The sequence below is a fragment of the Mycolicibacterium gilvum genome (genome assembly GCF_900454025.1).
Taxonomy (GTDB): Bacteria; Actinomycetota; Actinomycetes; order Mycobacteriales; family Mycobacteriaceae; genus Mycobacterium; species Mycobacterium gilvum.
This window is the reverse complement of the sequence record NZ_UGQM01000001.1, coordinates 5,621,608-5,636,730: the sequence shown is the minus strand read 5'-3', so window position 1 is coordinate 5,636,730 and position 15,123 is coordinate 5,621,608. Positions and strand designations below refer to the sequence as shown.

The window sequence follows — 15,123 nt, the reverse complement described above, 5'->3', positions numbered from 1 at the left end:
GCTTGCGGCCCGGTGCTCACCGGAGCCGGAAGATCACCGCGCGCTGGACGATGAAGTTGATGACTGTCGCGGTGCCCTGGGCGATCACGAACGCGACCGGTACGCGCCACGGTTTGTCGTCGAACTCCATGTAGAAGACGTAGTTGATCCCGACCTGCACGGCGTAGGTGAGGCCGTAGAGCACGCAGACCGCGATGAAGCGGGCCTTGCTCGGCGGCGCCTGGAACGTCCACCTGCGGTTGATCAGATAGGCGGTGGTGGTGCCGGCGATGAAGCTGATCGTCTTGGCGATGTTGACGTGCAGCCCGGCGGCCAGCAGCGCCACATACAGCCCGAAGTCGACGATCGCGGACAGTCCGCCGGTGATGAGGAAACGCCAGATCTGTGTCGTCAGACTCAGCTGCGGCGACATCGGGGGCTCGGCCACCCGGGCAGCTTACGGGGTCAGAACGGCGGTGGGTCGTTGCCGCGGGGGCTGTCGGTGCGGTGTGCGGCGTTGCGTGTGCGTTCGGCGGTGATGTAGGTGGCGCGGTTCTGTGCGCGGGTGCGTGTGCGGCGGGGCATCATGCTGCCGCGGTTGTTGCGGGTCGAGTTTCGGGGTGGGTCGCCGGTCCAGAGGGTGGCGGTGGGGCGGCAGAGGGTGGGGAAGAGCAGGCGGCTGCCGGGGTGGGTGATGTAGGTGTGGCCGGTCGGGCTGGTCCAGGTGATGGTGCCGTCGGGGTGTTGGCGGTCGTGCCAGCCGCCGGGTCCGGTCCAGAACGTTTTCAGCAAGTGGTGAAAACGGCACAGGCATTTGAGGTTTGACGCGTGGGTGGGTCCGACGGGGTGGGCGACGGTGTGGTCGATGTCGGCCTCGGTGGCCGGTGTGTCGCAGCCGGGGAAGCGGCAGGTCAGATCGCGGCAGCGGATGAAGTCGGCCAGCGCGGTGGAGGGGGTGTAGCGGGGTTCGGGTCCGGCCTGGCCGGGGTGGATGATCTCGCGGATCTTGGCACCGTCGAGCAGGGCGTCGAACAGCGGGGCGGGCATGAACCCGGACCCGAACAGGTAGCCCGAACGGCCGGGCAGGAGTGTGGGCTTGGAGTGGCGCGGCTTCGGCGCCGTCGGCGTCGCGGGCTGCGCGTCACCGGCACTGGCATCGGCGTCGGTCGCGTCGCCTCGCGGTTCTTCACTCGCGGAGTCTGCGGTGGTTTGGTCGGTGAGGGCGTAGACGGTGAGTTCGCGTGGGGGTCGGGGGTTGGTGGCGGCGTCGCAGTCGGTGTGGCCGCAGCGGCAGGCCAGGGTGGTGATGCCGTGGAAGAGGGCGGTGAGGGCGTCGTTGCGGCGTTCGTCGAGGGTGCGGGGGTCGTTGTCGCAGACGCTGTAGGCCATCGCGGTCAGGGTGCGTTGTCCGGCGGCGGCGTCGCCGGCGAACATGCGCGCCCAGACGGTGGTGTATCCGGGCGCATCGCCGGGGTTGCCGATTTCGATGGCCCGGTCGAGGTCGCCTGCCCGGCTTTGGCGCACGGCGTCGGGGTCGTGGCGTTCGACGATGTGGTCGATGGCGGCTTCGGTTTTTTTGGCCGACTGTGGTCCCCAGCGCAGGATGTCGGCGGCCAGGTCGGCGTCGACGGCGGCGATGAGTTCGGGGTAGGTGATCAGGTCGGTGCGGGTGATGATGGCCCGGACCAGCAGTTCACTGAGGAGCCCGGCCAGGAACAAGGCCCCTACTTTGGGGAGGCGGTCGCGCAGCACGACGGCCCGGTAGGTCTGGTGGGTGGCCAGGCCCTGGGTGATGGTGACTGCGGCGGCGATTTCGGCGGCCACGGCGGCGTCGGGGTCGACCCACCAGTTCAGTCGGTCTTCGGGGGCCAGGTCGACGCGGCGGGTGAACAGTTCGGCCATCACGGCCAGCTTGCGGGCACAGACCGCGTTCTCCGCGCGCGCGGCGGCGCCCGCGGCGTCGACGAGTTCGGCATCCGAGAGCCCGGCCAGGGCGGCGGGCTCGGGAACTAAACTATCGAACATGTGTGCGAGTCTACCGGCGGGGTGTGACGGGTCGAGGCGGATCTTGGCCGGCGGTGGATCAATTCGGGTTTGTGGATAACCGACCCCGGATCGGCCGTCCCGCGAAGCTACAGCCCGCTGGCTCGCAGCACCTCGCACAGTGCGGAAACCGCTGCAGGAAAAGCGTGTTCGGGTGCCGCGGCGAACCCGACGATCAGGCCGTCGCGCTCCGCGACACCGGAGCCCGCCCGCGGATGCCGCATCATCGACAACCCGATCAGCGCGATACCGGCCTCGCCCGCGCGGCGGATCAGTTCGGGCTCGGCGCCGTCCGGCAGGGTCACCAGCAGATTGACCCCGGCCGCCAAGCCGCCGATCCCGACGGCGAACGGGGACAGGGCAGACACCAGCATGTCGCGGCGTCGCCGGTAGCGCATGCGCATCCGGCGGATGTGTCGGTCGTAATGGCCGGCGGTGAGGAAATCGGCGAGGGTCAGCTGCGACACGACGTCGACGTGAAACTGTTGCCCACCGGCGGTTTCCACGACCCGGTCGACGAGTTCCGCCGGCAGAGCCATCCAGCCCAGCCGCAGCGCCTGCGACAGACTCTTGCTCGTCGAGCCGAGGTATGCGACCCGATCGGGCCGCAGCGCCTGCAGGGCTCCCACGGGTTGACGGTCGTAGCGGAACTCGCCGTCGTAATCGTCGTCGAGAATGTAACCCCCTGTGCGCGTGGCCCATTCGATGACGGCAGCGCGACGGGACGGGTGCAGGGGCATGCCGAGCGGATTGTGGTGGGCCGGGGTGAGGAGCACGGATCGGGCAGAGGTGTCGTCGAGGTCGGCGATCACCGCGCCGTCGTCGTCCACCCCGATCGGCACCGTCTGCACACCGCACGCGGCGATGGCGTCCCGGAAGACGAACAGTCCGTAGGCCTCGACCGCGACCGGTCCTCCCAGCGTCCTGGCCAGGAGTTCGACGGCGTGCCGGACGCCGGCGCAGATCACGAGGGACTCCGGCGACGTACGCACACCACGCGCCCGCGCGAGGTATTCGGCCAGGGCAGAACGCAATTCGGGGCGGCCGCGGGGGTCTCCCATGCGGAACGCGTCGGTGGGGGCATGCGTGAGCGCCCTGCGCGCCGATGCTGCCCACTGACTGCGGGGGAACTCGGCGACGTCGGGCGACCCCGGCATGAGGTTGTGTACGGGCGCGACCCGGGCGCCGTGTGGTCGGGGTGGTACCGGTGGGGGCTGCGACGACGCACGCGCCGTGTCGACCACCCAGGTGCCTGCGCCCTGGCGCGAGGCCAGCCAGCCCTCGGCGACGAGTTCTGCATACGCGTCGGCGACGGTGTTGCGCGCGAGTCCGAGGTCGGCGGCCAGCGCCCGCGAGGGCGGCAGTGTCGTACCCGCAGACAGTCGTCCTGACCGGACGGCCTCGCGCAACGCGGCGACCAACGCGTTCCTATTGCCGCGCGCTCCCGGTCGGAGCGCCTCGCGAAGATCCAGGTGGAGATCCCGCGAACCGGAATTGGACCACGAACTCACCACCGAATTGAACCATCATCGTGGGTCATTGCGGCCCTACTGTCGACGACATGACACAGATACTCGCCACCCGGTCCCGCCTGAAGATCTACAAGGCGTCCCCCGAGCTCTACGACGCGATGATGGTGCTGTCCACGGCAGCGGCCAAGGATGTCGACCCGGCGCTGGGTGAACTCATCAAGATCCGCGCCTCCCAGATGAACCGGTGCGCGTTCTGCCTGGACATGCACACCCGCGATGCCCGCAAGATCGGCGTCAGCGAGCAGAAGCTCGATCTCCTCTCAGCGTGGGCCGAGGCCGCAGGTGTGTTCGACGACGCCGAGCGCGCCGCGCTGGCATTGACCGAGGCGATCACCGAACTCGGCCACGCCGGCGTCTCCGACGACGTCTACGAGGACGCGGCGGCGGTTTTCTCGGATCGGGAACTCGGTCAGGTCATCGCGATGGCCGTGACCATCAACGCCTGGAACCGCATCAACGCCGCGGTCCGCACGCCCCCGCCGCGCCGCTGAAACGCCGCCGAAATTGCATTCCAGCAGAAGAACTTCGAGTAAGGCCCTGCTGGAATGCAAGTTCGGCGGGCGGGAGCAGGCGCCGGGAGCAGAGAAGTGCCTTTGGACCCTAGTACTACAGCCGTAGATAGCGTTCATTGTTGTTGATGTTGTTTGCGGTAATGGTAGGTGCGGGCTCTCGTTTGATGTCGTCGCCGCCAGGTGGACCAGGCGAGGACGTCGGCAACCGCGTGTAGCGGCTGCAATACCAGGGCGATGAAGAGTCTGCGGAATTCATTGACTGTCAACGTGATCAGTGTCTGGCCGGTCTGGTCGTCGGGTTCGTCGCTGCGCCGTTGAGCGGCGGTCGTGACGACGAGGAAGGCATGGGCAAGCATGGATAGGGTGACCCAGCGGTGCCAAGAGGTCCAGGTCCGTACCTGGTGCTCGTCGAGCCCGGCCAGGCCCTTGCCGGCTTGAAACGATTCCTCGACCTTCCAGCGCCGCCCGGCGACCCGTACGTAGTCGGCCAGGGTGACCGGATTGGGGCTGTAGCAGCGGTAATAGGCCAATTCAGCGGTCTTGTCGTTGCGGCGCACCAGCAGGTGATGGTGGCCGGGCTCGGCGTCGGTGATTTCGACCAACGTCCAGGAGTACCAGCGTTGGCCCTTGGCGCCGGTTCCGGCGCTGACGCGCCGCCAGGCCCGCCGCGGCAGAGACCGGGCAAGCTCGTCTACTCGCTGGCTGCCCGTACTGGTGGTGACGGTGCGATTGGACCCGACGGCCAGCACATAGCCCAGCCCCTGGGCGGCGATCGCGGCGCGCAGGTCGGGGTCGGCGCCGTAGACCTCGTCGCCGGTGGCCCATCGCGCAGGGACTCCGGCGGCCACAGCACGAGTGATCATCCGCTCGGCCAGCGCAGGTTTGGTGGCGAACTCGACATCGGTGGGCACCCCGGCGCACTGACGGCGTTCCGAGTCGTCGATCCACGACTTCGGCAGGTATAGCTCGCGGTCCACCAGTGCGTGACTGTTGGGCCCCGCATAGGCCAAATACACAGCGACTTGGGCGTTTTCGATCCTGCCCGCGGTACCGGTGTACTGGCGCTGAGTCCCGACGGTATGAGTGCCCTTCTTCACGTCTCCAGTCTCATCGACGATCAGGATCGCCTCGTCATCGCCGAGGTGGTCGACCACGTAGGCGCGAAGATCATCACGCACTCCCTCGGCGTCCCACTTCGCCCGCGCCAGCAGATGCTGCATCCGGTCCGGGCTGCTGTGGCCGCAACGCTCGGCCAGCGTCCAACAGTTCTTACGGTCAATGTCACAGACCAACCCGAGCATCAACGCGCCGGCGTTGCGCAGCGGCTCGCACCGAGCGAACCGTGACGCGACCCGATCCAGCACCTCATCAAAGCCACTTCGCCACCGATCAACGTCTACCCTGTAAGCCGCGGCGACCGCGGCATCATCGTTAGTTCTCACAAACTCCGAACGATGCCGCGGTCACCCAATCCAGCAAGGCAAACACGCCGACGAGCAACGATCTACGGCTGTAGTACTAGGGGTGCGACCGGCGTCGGGACGACCATGAACTCATGGACGCAAAGACCTCATCAGACGCACCCGTCACCGAGCTGTCCGAGTCGGAGAGCTGGGACCTGCTGGGCAGTGTGTCGCTCGGCCGGCTGGTCACCACCGTCAACGGCTGGACCGAGATCTTCCCCGTCAACTTCGTCGTGCAGAAGAACACGCTGCTGTTCCGCACCGCGGAAGGCACCAAGCTGCTGACGGCGGCGCTCAACGAGTACGTGGTGTTCGAGGCCGACGACCACAACGTCGCGGAAGGCTGGAGCGTGGTCGTGCGGGGCAAGGCGCGGCTGCTGGCGACCTCCAACGAGATCGCCGAGGCGCGCCGCGGAGGGCTGTACCCGTGGATCGCGACGCAGAAGGAACGCTTCGTGCGCATCACGCCGCAGACGCTGACGGGCCGCCGGTTCGTGTTCGGGCCCGAGCCCGAGGTCACCGGACTGTCGAGCTGAGCGTCAGACCCAGTACGCGACCCGGGCCCGGTACTGGCGCATCGCCAGTGCCGCGAAACCCCACCCGACGACGGTGAGCACCAGCACCACCACCCAGTGCCGCAGCTCCTGCTCGGCGCCCAACAGCGGCGCACGCACGATGTCGAGGTAATGCAGCAGCGGGTTGAGCTCGACGATCTTGGCCCACCCGCCCGCGCCCTGGGCCTGCAGCGTCGACTCGTTCCAGATGATCGGCGTCATGAAGAACAGCAGCTGCACAAGGCTGCCCAGCAGAGGGCTGATGTCGCGGTAGCGGGTCGCCAGAATGCCGAAACACAGTGCCACCCAGACGCAGTTCAGCGCGAGCAACAGCAGCGCCGGAATCACGGACAGGTCGGCCCACGACCACGGCTTCGGATAGATGATCGCGATGATCACGAAAATGATGATGTTGTGGGCGAACAACAGCATCTGCCGCCACACCAGCCGGTAGACGTGCACAGACAGCGGCGTCGGCAGCTGTTTGATCAGGCCCTCGTTGGCGACGAAGACGTCGGCACCTTCGAGGATCGACGCGTTGATCAGATTCCACACGATCAGGCCGAGAGTCACGTACGGAAGATGCTCGGACAGTTCGAGTTTGAACAGCATCGAGTACAGTCCGCCCATCGCGACGGCGGTGGTGCCGGTGGCGATGGTGATCCAGAACGGTCCGAGCACCGAGCGGCGGTAGCGCTGCTTGATGTCCTGCCACCCCAGGTGCAGCCAGAGTTCGCGCTTGCCGAAGCCGGCGACCAGATCGCCCCACGCCCGCCCGAACGTGCGGGACCGGGCGGCCGCATCCATGATCGTCATCGTTGAAGCCTTTCGCCCCGGGAGAATCGTTCACGACGACCCAAGCGGCGCAGGCGGATCCATTCACGCAGGCCCGCGGGGTCGCGCCGGGAGATCAGAAAATACCAGCCGTAGCGCAGCCACTCCTGGAGCAGCAGCTTGCGCATGCCGGGCTGAGCCTGCAGGTAGCCGCGGTTGCGATAGGTGAAGTAGCGCTTGGTGTCGTTGTCCGGGTACTGGGCGTGCATCTTGCCGCCGAGGATCGGCTTGAACTCGTCACCGCCCTGCGGATGCAGATAGACCGCCTGCAGGCAGGTCCCGAACGGCAGGCCGGAGCGCAGCAGTCGGCGGTGCACCTCGGTTTCGTCGCCGCGGAAGAACAGTCGCAGGTCGGGCACGCCGACCGCCTCGAGCGTCTCGGCGCGAAAGAGCGCGCCGTTGAACAGATGTGAGATCCCCGGCATCAGGTCGGGCAGTTCGGACTCGACGCGGAGTTCACTGACGTAGCGCCGCCACGACAGGCCGCGCCGCAGCGGGAACGCGAGCTTGTCGGGATTGTCGAGATCGCAGATCATCGGCGACACCTCGGCGAGACCGTGCCGTTCGGCGCAGTCCAGCAGCGTCGTGAGCACCTCGGAGTTCTGCGGCCGACCGTCGTCGTCGGCGAGCCAGATCCAGTCGGCGCCGAGGCTCAGCGCGTGCAGCATGCCGAGCGCGAATCCTCCCGCACCGCCCAGGTTTCGGCGCGAGCCTAGGTAGGTCGTCGGAACCGGTTGTCCGGCAACGAGATCGCGCACGCGCTCGTCGTGGTCGTTGTCGACGACGATCAGGTGGTCCGGCCGGCGGCTCTGCGCGCAGACCGCGTCCAGAGACTTCGCGAGCTCGTCGGGGCGGCGGTGGGTGACGACGACGGCGACTATGGTCTCCGTCATGCGGACCGGTTTTCCCGCTTGTTCTCCTCGAGTACCTCGCGCACATGCCGCGCGGCGTCCTCGCCCTCGTACGCGCGCACGACGTCCTCGATCTCACCCTGCAGCTTGATGGTGCCGTGGTCGATCCACATCGCGGTGTCGCACAGCCGGGCGAGGAACTCGTTGGAATGGCTGGCGAACACCAGGATCCCCGACCGCGCCACCAGATCTGCCAGCCGCGTCTGCGCCTTCTTCAGGAACTCCGCGTCCACCGCGCCGATACCTTCGTCGAGCAGCAGGATCTCGGGGTCGATGCTGGTGACCACGCCCATCGCCAGGCGCACCCGCATACCCGTCGAATACGTGCGCAGCGGCATGTTCAGATAGTCGCCGAGCTCGGTGAACTCGGCGATCTCGTCGACCTTCGCGAGCATCTGCTTGCGCGTCTGCCCAAGGAACAGCCCGCGGATGAGGATGTTCTCGAAACCGGAGATCTCCGGGTCCATCCCGACTCCGAGGTCGAAGACGGGCGCGACGCGTCCGCGGACCTCGGCGACACCCCTGGTCGGCTCGTAGATGCCCGACAGCAGGCGCAGCAGCGTCGACTTGCCCGCGCCGTTGTGCCCGACCAGGCCGACGCGGTCGCCCATCTTCAGCGACAGCGTGATGTCGCGCAGCGCCTCGATGACGACGACGTTGGAGTCGTTGCGTCCGATCGCCCCGCCGGCCTTGCCGAGGAATGCCTTCTTCAACGAGCGCGTCTTGGCGTCGAAGATCGGGAATTCGACCCACGCGTTGCGGGTCTCGATGAACGGTTCGTCGTCGGGTCTGGTCACGCGGCTCTCACAGGTACTGGCCGGTGCCCGGATGCGACGGGCCACGTTGGCCGGGCACCCCCATGCCGGGCGGCAGCGCACCCTGGCGCATCTGCTCGAGCTGCTGGCGCGCCGCCATCTGCTGGGCGAACAGCGCGGTCTGGATGCCGTGGAACAACCCTTCCAGCCAGCCGACGAGCTGGGCCTGAGCGATGCGCAGCTCGGCGTCCGAGGGCACGCTGTCCTCGGTGAACGGCAGGGTCAGCCGTTCCAGCTCCTCGCGAAGCTCGGGGGCCAGGCCCTCCTCGAGCTCGGAGATGCTGGTGCGGTGGATGTCGCGCAAGCGACCGCGGCTCGCCTCGTCGAGGGGGGCCGCGCGCACCTCCTCCAACAGCTGCTTGATCATCGTGCCGATCCGCATCACCTTGGCCGGCTGCTCGACGAGATCGGTCAGCGACTTGCCGTCGGCGTCGCGCTCGACGTCCATGTCGCCTGCGACGTCGTCACTGCCGATGATCTCGATGTTGTCGTCATCGGAATTTGTAGCCATGTCCCTAAGAGTGCCCCAGCTTTTCTGTCCCGTTGCGTCCGGGCTCCGTGATCCGAACCGTGTCGGGGCCCCGCGAGGGTGAGATGCGCGTCACCGGTGCTCGGGCCCGGTGGGCAGAGCGTTCCGCGGTGACGCAGTTGTGGCAAACGCGAAAATTCGCAGGAAAATTGCCGCGGCCCACGCCAGCAACGGTCGCTCAGCTGACACCCCGCGCTGTCGGGCGGCTCGACTAGTATGGCTGCGCAGGTGACCCGCGCCCCCTCGGTCGCGGGCGGCACTAGAGCGAAGTCGGGCAGGACCGGACCGTCCCGGAAGAGGCGGTGCGGTGGATTCCAAGACGCACGAAGGTGAGTTGGCATGGCATTTGACGTCGCCCGGGTGCGTGGGTTGCATCCGTCGTTGGGCGACGGCTGGGTCCACATGGACGCCCAGAACGGCATGCTTCTTCCCGATTCCGTCGGGCGGGCGGTCTCGACGGCGTTCCGCGGCTCGATGCCGACGACCTCCAGTGCCCATCCCGCCGCCAGGCGCAGCGCCGCGGTGCTGGCTGCCGCCCGGCAGGCCGTGGCCGATCTGGTCAACGCCGATCCGGCGGGTGTGGTGCTCGGCGCCGACCGTGCGGTGCTGTTGACCTCGCTGGCCGACGCGGCCTCGGGTCGGGTGGGGCTCGGCTACGAGGTCGTCGTGACGCGCCTCGACGACGAGGCCAACATCGCGCCGTGGCTGCGCGCGGCCGACCTGTTCGGCGCCCAGGTGAAGTGGGCCGAGGTCGACATCGAGACCGGCGAGCTGCCCACCTGGCAGTGGGAGAGCCTGGTCAGCCGCCCCACCCGCATCGTCGCAATCGCTTCTGCCTCAGCAACTCTGGGCACGGTCACCGAGCTGCGCGAGGTCACCAAGCTGGTGCACGAGGTCAACGGTCTGGTGATCGTCGACCATTCGGCGGCCGCGCCGTACCGCCTCATCGACATCAACGAAATCGACGCCGACGTCGTCGCGGTGAACGCGCTCGCATGGGGCGGGCCCCCGATCGGGGCGCTGGTCTTCCGCGACCCGTCGCTGATCAGCGCGTTCGGTTCGGTCTCGCTGGATCCCACGGCGACGGGTGCGGCCCGTCTCGAGCTCGGTGCGCACCAGTTCGGCATGCTCGCCGGCGTTGTGGCGAGCATCGAATACCTTGCCACGCTCGATGATTCGGCACAGGGGTCGCGGCGCGAGCGGTTGGCGGTGTCGATGCGGTCGGCCTCGGCGTACCTGAGCGCGCTGTTCGACTACCTGCTGACATCGTTGCGCTCGCTTCCGACGCTGACGGTGATCGGCAGCCCCGAGGTCCGCATCCCGGTGCTCACCTTCGCCATCGACAACGTGTCGGCCGAGCGCGTCGTGCAGAGGCTGGCCGACAACGGCATCCTGGCCATCGCCAACGCGAACTCCCGCGTCCTCGACGTGATCGGCGTCAACGACGTCGGCGGAGCGGTCACCATCGGGCTGGCGCACTACAGCACCGCCGCCGAGGTCGATCAGCTGGTGCGCGCACTCGCCTCGCTCGGCTGATCTGCGCTAAACATCAACGCGCAGAATCACTTTCCCTGACACGTCGCCGGACGCCAGGAGCTCGTGGGCGGCCTGCGCCTCCGAGATGGGGAACTCCGCGCCGATCACCGGCCGCACCTGACCGTCGGCTACCAACGGCCACACGTTCTCGATCACCTCGGAGACGATGACGCTCTTGCTGCCGCGTCCGGTGACGGGTCGCGACCGCAGCGCCGTCGCCATCACGCTGCCGCGCTTGGCGAGCAGCTTGCCCAGATTGATCTCCGCCTTCGTACCGCCCTGCATGCCGATGATCACCAGCCGGCCACCGGTGGCAAGCGCATCGATGTTGCGGTCGAGGTAGGACGCGCCCATGATGTCGAGGATCACGTCGGCGCCCGGATGATCGGAGTCCGCGTCGCGCAGCACCTCGACGAAGTCTTCGTGGTGGTAGTCGATGGTGATCTCGGCGCCGAGTTCGGCGCACAGGTCGAGCTTGTTGCGGGACCCGGCGGTGACCGCGACGCGACAGTTCAGCGCCCGCGCCACCTGGATCGCATGGGTGCCGATGCCGCTGGCGCCGCCATGGATGAGCAGCAGTTCCGGCGCTCGCAGCCGGGCGGTCATCACCAGGTTGGACCACACGGTGCACGCGACCTCCGGGAGGCCCGCCGCGTGATCCAACGGAACGCCGTCGGGCACCGGCAGCACCTGGCCGGCCGGAACCGCCACGTACTCGGCGTAACCGCCCCCGGCCAGCAAAGCGCACACCCGCTGGCCCTCGGACCATTCGGTGACGCCGTCGCCGACCGCGGCGATCGTGCCCGACGCTTCCAGGCCGATGATTTCGCTCGCGCCGGGCGGCGGCGGGTACTTTCCGGCGGCCTGGAGGAGGTCCGCGCGGTTCACTCCGGCGGCGTGGACCCTGATCAGGACCTCGCCGGGACCGGGCGTCGGGTCTGGCACAGACTGCCAATTGAGCTGGTCAGGGGTTTCCGCCACGATCGCACGCACCTAGGCAACGCTACTACGCAGGGCAAAGTCCCTGAGAATTTCCCTCCGGCAACACCGTCGCGGCTCTACTATGTGCCCATGGAGGGGATCATCGGGGGGCGCACGGCGAGCGATACGCCGGGGCTTGACATTGCTGAGCAAAGGGCGTGGCAGAACTTTCTGGACGCCGCACTGAGGTTGTACGCGACCATGAACAGGTCGCTTTCGGATGAGCACGGACTGACGTTTGAACGACGTCCGGCTGCTCGATCTGTTGGCGAAGTCGCCGACGGGGTCGGCACGGATGGGAGACGTCGCCGAGGCGCTGATGTCACTGCCCAGCCGCGTCACCCGTCAGATCCACCGGCTGGAGGTGCAGGGCCTCGTCGGCCGCGTCGCCAGTCCGGACGACGGACGCGGCGTGCTGGCCAGCATCACCGCGGAGGGCCGGACGGCGCTGGCGACCGCGATGCAGACCTACGGGTCGGCGGTGCGCACGCACTTCCTCGACCGGCTGAGCCGCCCACAGGTCACGGCGATGGGCGAGAACTGCCGCCGCATCAGCGCGGGCCTGAAGGCCGGCGGACCGCCGGCGAAGATCGGCCGCGTCTAGACTGTCCCGCGGTGGCGTGGCAGAGCGGCCTAATGCACTCGCCTTGAAAGCGAGAGACGGCTAACACCGTCCGGGGGTTCAAATCCCTCCGCCACCGCCACGTCACGACGGGCTTCAGCGCCGGCCGCTCGGGTGGGTTCGGGTGATCTCGATGCGGGCGATACGCCCGTCGGTGACGGTGATGTCGATGACTGCGAGCTCGTGACCGCCCGGGGCGATGACATGGACGGTACGTCCGTCGACGAGCATCGGTGCGCTGACACGGATTCGGTCGATGAACAGCGAGGTCTCGTCGGCGACAGCAGAGTCGCCGATGACGACGGCCGGCGTGTGTGCGGGCAGGAGCGTGGGGTCGGCGACTCGTACGCAGTCGTCCGCCATCAGCGCCACCATGGTGGCCGTGTCGCCACCGGCCGCCGCTGCGAGAAATGCCTCGACGACCGCGCTGTCGATGGTGGCTGCGGCGGGGATCTGCACAGTGCGGTGGATCCGTTCTCGTGCGCGGCTGGCGTGCTTTTTCGCACTGGCCGGACTCGTCCCGAGGGTTTCGGCGATCTCCTGGAACGGCACGGCGAACACGTCGTGCAGAACGTAGGCGACCCGTTGAGAGGGCGTCAGCCGGTCGAGCACCACCATCAGGGCCCGGGAGATGCTCTCGCGCCGTAGGTAGTGCTCGTCTGCCGCGACGGTGTCCGCCGGGATCATGTCTGCCGCCAGCGGTTCTTCCCGACGGCGCTGCCGCATGCGCAGCTGGTCGACACATTCGCGGGTGAGGACGGTGGTCAGGTAGGCGGCGGGGTTTCGCAGATCGTCGGTGGCCGTGATGGAGGCTTTGATCCAGGCGCTCTGCACTGCGTCTTCCGCGTCGTGAATCGAGCCGAGCATTCTGAAGGCCATGGCTGTCAGCTGCGGCCGTGTCGCCTCGAACACCGAGGGTGTTATCACCGGTGTCACCTTTCTCGGCTGGGAAACGTCGGGACGAATGAGACCACCGAATCTCCTACCCGACCACCCAACACACGGAGGCACGCGATGATGACGACACTACCCACGGGCGCATGCGCCATGGCGTCGAGGTGCGAGGCATGACGGTGCTGTTCCTCGTGACGATCGTCTGCGTCGTCGCCAACGCGGCGATCGCGATCGCCGACTATGCGAAAGCCGGATTCGTACTGAGGAATTCGGCGCAGGTGCATGTTCCTGTGAGCGCCCTGCCCTATCTCGCCACCGCGAAGCTGGCCGGAGCGGTGGGGCTCGTGATCGGTCTGGTGGCCGTGCCCTGGGTCGGCGTAGCGGCCGGCATCGGTCTGGTTCTGTTCTTCATCGGTGCTGTCGGCGCCCACGGTCGCGCCCGGGTCTTCCACAACATCGCGTTCCCGGGGTTCTACCTGCTGCTCTCGGCGGCCTCGACGGTGTACATGGCACAGCTGGCGGGCGGTGGGTGACGCGTTGTCCCAGTCGTCAGCCTGGCGTGCGCCGCGGCGTTGCCGAAGACGCTGCCGCGCCCGGCCGCTACTCGCCGGTGAAGTTCGGCGCGCGCTTCTCGAACATCGCCGTGATGCCCTCGGTGAGGTCCTTCGACGGAAGGAACGCCGAGTTCCATGCCGCGACGTAGCGCAGGCTGGCCGCGACCTGGGCGGTGCGCTGCTCGTCGAGGACGTCCTTGATGCCGTGGACGGTGTGCGGCGGGTTGGCGGCGATCTCGGCGGCGGTCGCGCGCGCGGCGGCCAGCGAGGCGTCGGCGTCGGGGTGGACGTCGTTGACCAGGCCGATCTTCTCGGCCCGCGCCGCGTCGATGTCCTTGCCGGTCAGGGCCAGTTCGCGCAGGTGCCCGTCGGACAGGATCAGCGGCAGCCGGGCCAGCGAGCCGACGTCGGCGACGATCGCGAGCTTGACCTCGCGCACCGAGAACTTGGCGTCGCTGCTGGCGTAGCGGATGTCGACCGCCGAGATCAGGTCGACGCCGCCACCGATGCACCATCCGTGCACTGACGCGATGGTCGGGGTGCGGCAGTCGGCGACGGCGGTGATCGCGTCCTGCATGCTCTTCAGGCGCGTGTGGAAGTCGGCGCGCGGCTTCGACGACGACGCGTCGCTCATCATCGAGCCGAGGGTGTCGCCCATCGCGGCCAGGTCGAGGCCGTAGCTGAAGTTGCGTCCGGAGCCGACCAGCACGATCGCGCGGACGTCGGGATCTGCGTCGAGTTCGCGGAACACGACGGGAAGCTCGGACCAGAACGCCGGGCCCATGGCGTTGCCCTTACCGGGGCCGATCAGCGTCACCTGCGCGATGTGATCGGCGATCTCGACCGTGACGGCTTCGTAGTTACCCATAGGTATGCAGGCTAGCCACTTACGGCGGCGTGCCGCCCATCAGGACCTCGCTGACCGTCGCGCTGCGGATGAACTGGCAGGCCGCGTCGGCGAGGATCTGCCCGATGAACTCGCCGTCGGGCCCCAGCGGGTTGCCCTCCTGCGACAGGATCTCGCGCACCACCGCGACCCGGGTCGCCTCGTCGAGCCCGTTGTACTCGTCGCACGTCATGTCCAGCGAGTTCGCCGGTGCGGGCACCTCGGGGACGTCGGTGTTGCGCGTCGGGAGCGGCAGATTCGGGATCTCGATATCGGGCATGCCGGGTAGGCCCGGCAGCCCGGGCAGGCCCGGCTCGCCGGGTTGACCCGGTGCGCCTTGGGACGGAAGCGGCGGACCGGGTTCGGTGGTCTGCGCGACGACACCTTCGGTGGTGCGCGAGCACCCTGTCGTCAGGCCGAGGACGAGGCCGGCGCCGACCAGCGCCGCGGCGGTCACCCGCACGTGGGTCTTCATCCA

At 68.0% G+C, this 15,123-nt stretch carries 16 protein-coding genes, 1 tRNA gene and 1 pseudogene; 6 read left to right on the top strand and 12 right to left on the bottom strand.

The features are described from left to right. Positions 1–16 precede the first annotated feature (16 nt). From DYE23_RS26580 to pdxR, 3 genes are all read right to left on the bottom strand, one after another. Entirely contained in the window at positions 17–412 is a 396-nt protein-coding gene (locus DYE23_RS26580) for a GtrA family protein (RefSeq protein ID WP_115329116.1), read from the bottom strand. A 32-nt stretch (positions 413–444) separates the two neighbouring features. Next, on the bottom strand, positions 445–2,004 hold the full coding sequence (locus DYE23_RS26575; protein ID WP_115328597.1) for an HNH endonuclease signature motif containing protein: 1,560 nt from the start codon (positions 2,002–2,004) through the stop codon (positions 445–447). A gap of 107 nt (positions 2,005–2,111) precedes the next feature. Next, positions 2,112–3,533 (bottom strand): MocR-like pyridoxine biosynthesis transcription factor PdxR, encoded by a 1,422-nt coding sequence (gene pdxR, locus DYE23_RS26570; protein WP_115328596.1) that lies wholly within the window; start codon positions 3,531–3,533, stop codon positions 2,112–2,114. Positions 3,534–3,583: 50 nt separating this feature from the next. Between pdxR and DYE23_RS26565 the strand changes: the two genes are divergently transcribed. Beyond that, positions 3,584–4,045, top strand: coding sequence for a carboxymuconolactone decarboxylase family protein (locus DYE23_RS26565; RefSeq protein WP_115328595.1), 462 nt, complete (start codon positions 3,584–3,586; stop codon positions 4,043–4,045). 134 nt (positions 4,046–4,179) lie between these two features. Here the strand turns inward: DYE23_RS26565 and DYE23_RS26560 are convergent, their stop codons facing one another. Continuing rightward, a complete protein-coding gene (locus tag DYE23_RS26560) occupies positions 4,180–5,508 on the bottom strand; it encodes an IS701 family transposase (protein WP_435404778.1) in 1,329 nt (442 codons plus the stop codon). A 113-nt stretch (positions 5,509–5,621) separates the two neighbouring features. On the opposite strand from DYE23_RS26560, the gene DYE23_RS26555 reads away from it, so the two are divergent. Further along, positions 5,622–6,065 carry a pyridoxamine 5'-phosphate oxidase family protein gene (locus tag DYE23_RS26555; protein ID WP_011892081.1) on the top strand — a complete coding sequence of 148 codons (444 nt, stop codon included), beginning with the start codon at positions 5,622–5,624 and terminating at the stop codon, positions 6,063–6,065. Between the two features lie 3 nt (positions 6,066–6,068). On the opposite strand, the gene wzm is transcribed toward DYE23_RS26555, so the two are convergent. Genes wzm through DYE23_RS26535 form a run of 4 tightly spaced genes read right to left on the bottom strand, consistent with a single transcriptional unit; the run spans position 6,069 to position 9,154 of the window. Then, positions 6,069–6,899, bottom strand: coding sequence for a galactan export ABC transporter permease subunit Wzm/RfbD (gene wzm, locus DYE23_RS26550; RefSeq protein ID WP_011892082.1), 831 nt, complete (start codon positions 6,897–6,899; stop codon positions 6,069–6,071). Continuing rightward, positions 6,896–7,810 carry a galactofuranosyltransferase GlfT1 gene (gene glfT1 / locus DYE23_RS26545; RefSeq protein ID WP_115328594.1) on the bottom strand — a complete coding sequence of 305 codons (915 nt, stop codon included), beginning with the start codon at positions 7,808–7,810 and terminating at the stop codon, positions 6,896–6,898. The genes wzm and glfT1 overlap by 4 nt, the downstream gene beginning before the upstream one ends. Beyond that, positions 7,807–8,625: a galactan export ABC transporter ATP-binding subunit Wzt/RfbE gene (wzt, locus tag DYE23_RS26540; protein WP_115328593.1), complete on the bottom strand. Its 819-nt coding sequence runs from the start codon at positions 8,623–8,625 to the stop codon at positions 7,807–7,809. The genes glfT1 and wzt overlap by 4 nt, the downstream gene beginning before the upstream one ends. Positions 8,626–8,632: 7 nt before the next feature. Then, on the bottom strand, positions 8,633–9,154 hold the full coding sequence (locus tag DYE23_RS26535; protein WP_011892085.1) for a bacterial proteasome activator family protein: 522 nt from the start codon (positions 9,152–9,154) through the stop codon (positions 8,633–8,635). A 357-nt stretch (positions 9,155–9,511) separates the two neighbouring features. Here DYE23_RS26535 and DYE23_RS26530 point away from each other — a divergent pair, with 357 nt between their 5' ends. Then, entirely contained in the window at positions 9,512–10,708 is a 1,197-nt protein-coding gene (locus tag DYE23_RS26530; RefSeq protein ID WP_013473037.1) for a cysteine desulfurase-like protein, read from the top strand. 6 nt (positions 10,709–10,714) lie between these two features. On the opposite strand, the gene DYE23_RS26525 is transcribed toward DYE23_RS26530, so the two are convergent. Then, positions 10,715–11,701: an NAD(P)H-quinone oxidoreductase gene (locus tag DYE23_RS26525; protein ID WP_013473036.1), complete on the bottom strand. Its 987-nt coding sequence runs from the start codon at positions 11,699–11,701 to the stop codon at positions 10,715–10,717. A 78-nt stretch (positions 11,702–11,779) separates the two neighbouring features. On the opposite strand from DYE23_RS26525, the pseudogene DYE23_RS26520 reads away from it, so the two are divergent. Both DYE23_RS26520 and DYE23_RS26515 read left to right on the top strand, forming a co-directional pair. Beyond that, positions 11,780–12,293 (top strand): annotated as a pseudogene (locus DYE23_RS26520) (MarR family winged helix-turn-helix transcriptional regulator). A gap of 10 nt (positions 12,294–12,303) precedes the next feature. Beyond that, a tRNA-Ser gene (locus DYE23_RS26515) sits at positions 12,304–12,393 on the top strand. A 14-nt stretch (positions 12,394–12,407) separates the two neighbouring features. On the opposite strand, the gene DYE23_RS26510 is transcribed toward DYE23_RS26515, so the two are convergent. Beyond that, positions 12,408–13,223 (bottom strand): sigma-70 family RNA polymerase sigma factor, encoded by an 816-nt coding sequence (locus DYE23_RS26510; RefSeq protein WP_264033112.1) that lies wholly within the window; start codon positions 13,221–13,223, stop codon positions 12,408–12,410. 155 nt (positions 13,224–13,378) lie between these two features. Between DYE23_RS26510 and DYE23_RS26505 the strand changes: the two genes are divergently transcribed. Further along, positions 13,379–13,738, top strand: a complete 360-nt coding sequence (locus DYE23_RS26505) for a DoxX family protein (protein ID WP_011892090.1) — start codon at positions 13,379–13,381, stop codon at positions 13,736–13,738. Positions 13,739–13,805: 67 nt separating this feature from the next. On the opposite strand, the gene DYE23_RS26500 is transcribed toward DYE23_RS26505, so the two are convergent. Together DYE23_RS26500 and DYE23_RS26495 are read right to left on the bottom strand one after the other, a co-directional pair. Then, positions 13,806–14,627, bottom strand: a complete 822-nt coding sequence (locus DYE23_RS26500; protein ID WP_011892091.1) for a crotonase/enoyl-CoA hydratase family protein — start codon at positions 14,625–14,627, stop codon at positions 13,806–13,808. A gap of 19 nt (positions 14,628–14,646) precedes the next feature. Beyond that, on the bottom strand, positions 14,647–15,120 hold the full coding sequence (locus tag DYE23_RS26495) for a hypothetical protein (RefSeq protein WP_013473032.1): 474 nt from the start codon (positions 15,118–15,120) through the stop codon (positions 14,647–14,649). Positions 15,121–15,123: the final 3 nt, after the last annotated feature.

What these genes read in the sequence shown, in the direction of transcription:
- DYE23_RS26580 (WP_115329116.1), bottom strand. Translation starts at nt 412, where the DNA reads ATGTCGCCGCAGCTGAGTCTGACGACACAGATCTGGCGTTTCCTCATC.
- DYE23_RS26575 (WP_115328597.1), bottom strand. Translation starts at nt 2,004, where the DNA reads ATGTTCGATAGTTTAGTTCCCGAGCCCGCCGCCCTGGCCGGGCTCTCG.
- DYE23_RS26565 (WP_115328595.1), top strand. Translation starts at nt 3,584, where the DNA reads ATGACACAGATACTCGCCACCCGGTCCCGCCTGAAGATCTACAAGGCG.
- DYE23_RS26555 (WP_011892081.1), top strand. Translation starts at nt 5,622, where the DNA reads ATGGACGCAAAGACCTCATCAGACGCACCCGTCACCGAGCTGTCCGAG.
- wzm (WP_011892082.1), bottom strand. Translation starts at nt 6,899, where the DNA reads ATGACGATCATGGATGCGGCCGCCCGGTCCCGCACGTTCGGGCGGGCG.
- glfT1 (WP_115328594.1), bottom strand. Translation starts at nt 7,810, where the DNA reads ATGACGGAGACCATAGTCGCCGTCGTCGTCACCCACCGCCGCCCCGAC.
- DYE23_RS26535 (WP_011892085.1), bottom strand. Translation starts at nt 9,154, where the DNA reads ATGGCTACAAATTCCGATGACGACAACATCGAGATCATCGGCAGTGAC.
- DYE23_RS26530 (WP_013473037.1), top strand. Translation starts at nt 9,512, where the DNA reads ATGGCATTTGACGTCGCCCGGGTGCGTGGGTTGCATCCGTCGTTGGGC.
- DYE23_RS26505 (WP_011892090.1), top strand. Translation starts at nt 13,379, where the DNA reads ATGACGGTGCTGTTCCTCGTGACGATCGTCTGCGTCGTCGCCAACGCG.
- DYE23_RS26500 (WP_011892091.1), bottom strand. Translation starts at nt 14,627, where the DNA reads ATGGGTAACTACGAAGCCGTCACGGTCGAGATCGCCGATCACATCGCG.
- DYE23_RS26495 (WP_013473032.1), bottom strand. Translation starts at nt 15,120, where the DNA reads ATGAAGACCCACGTGCGGGTGACCGCCGCGGCGCTGGTCGGCGCCGGC.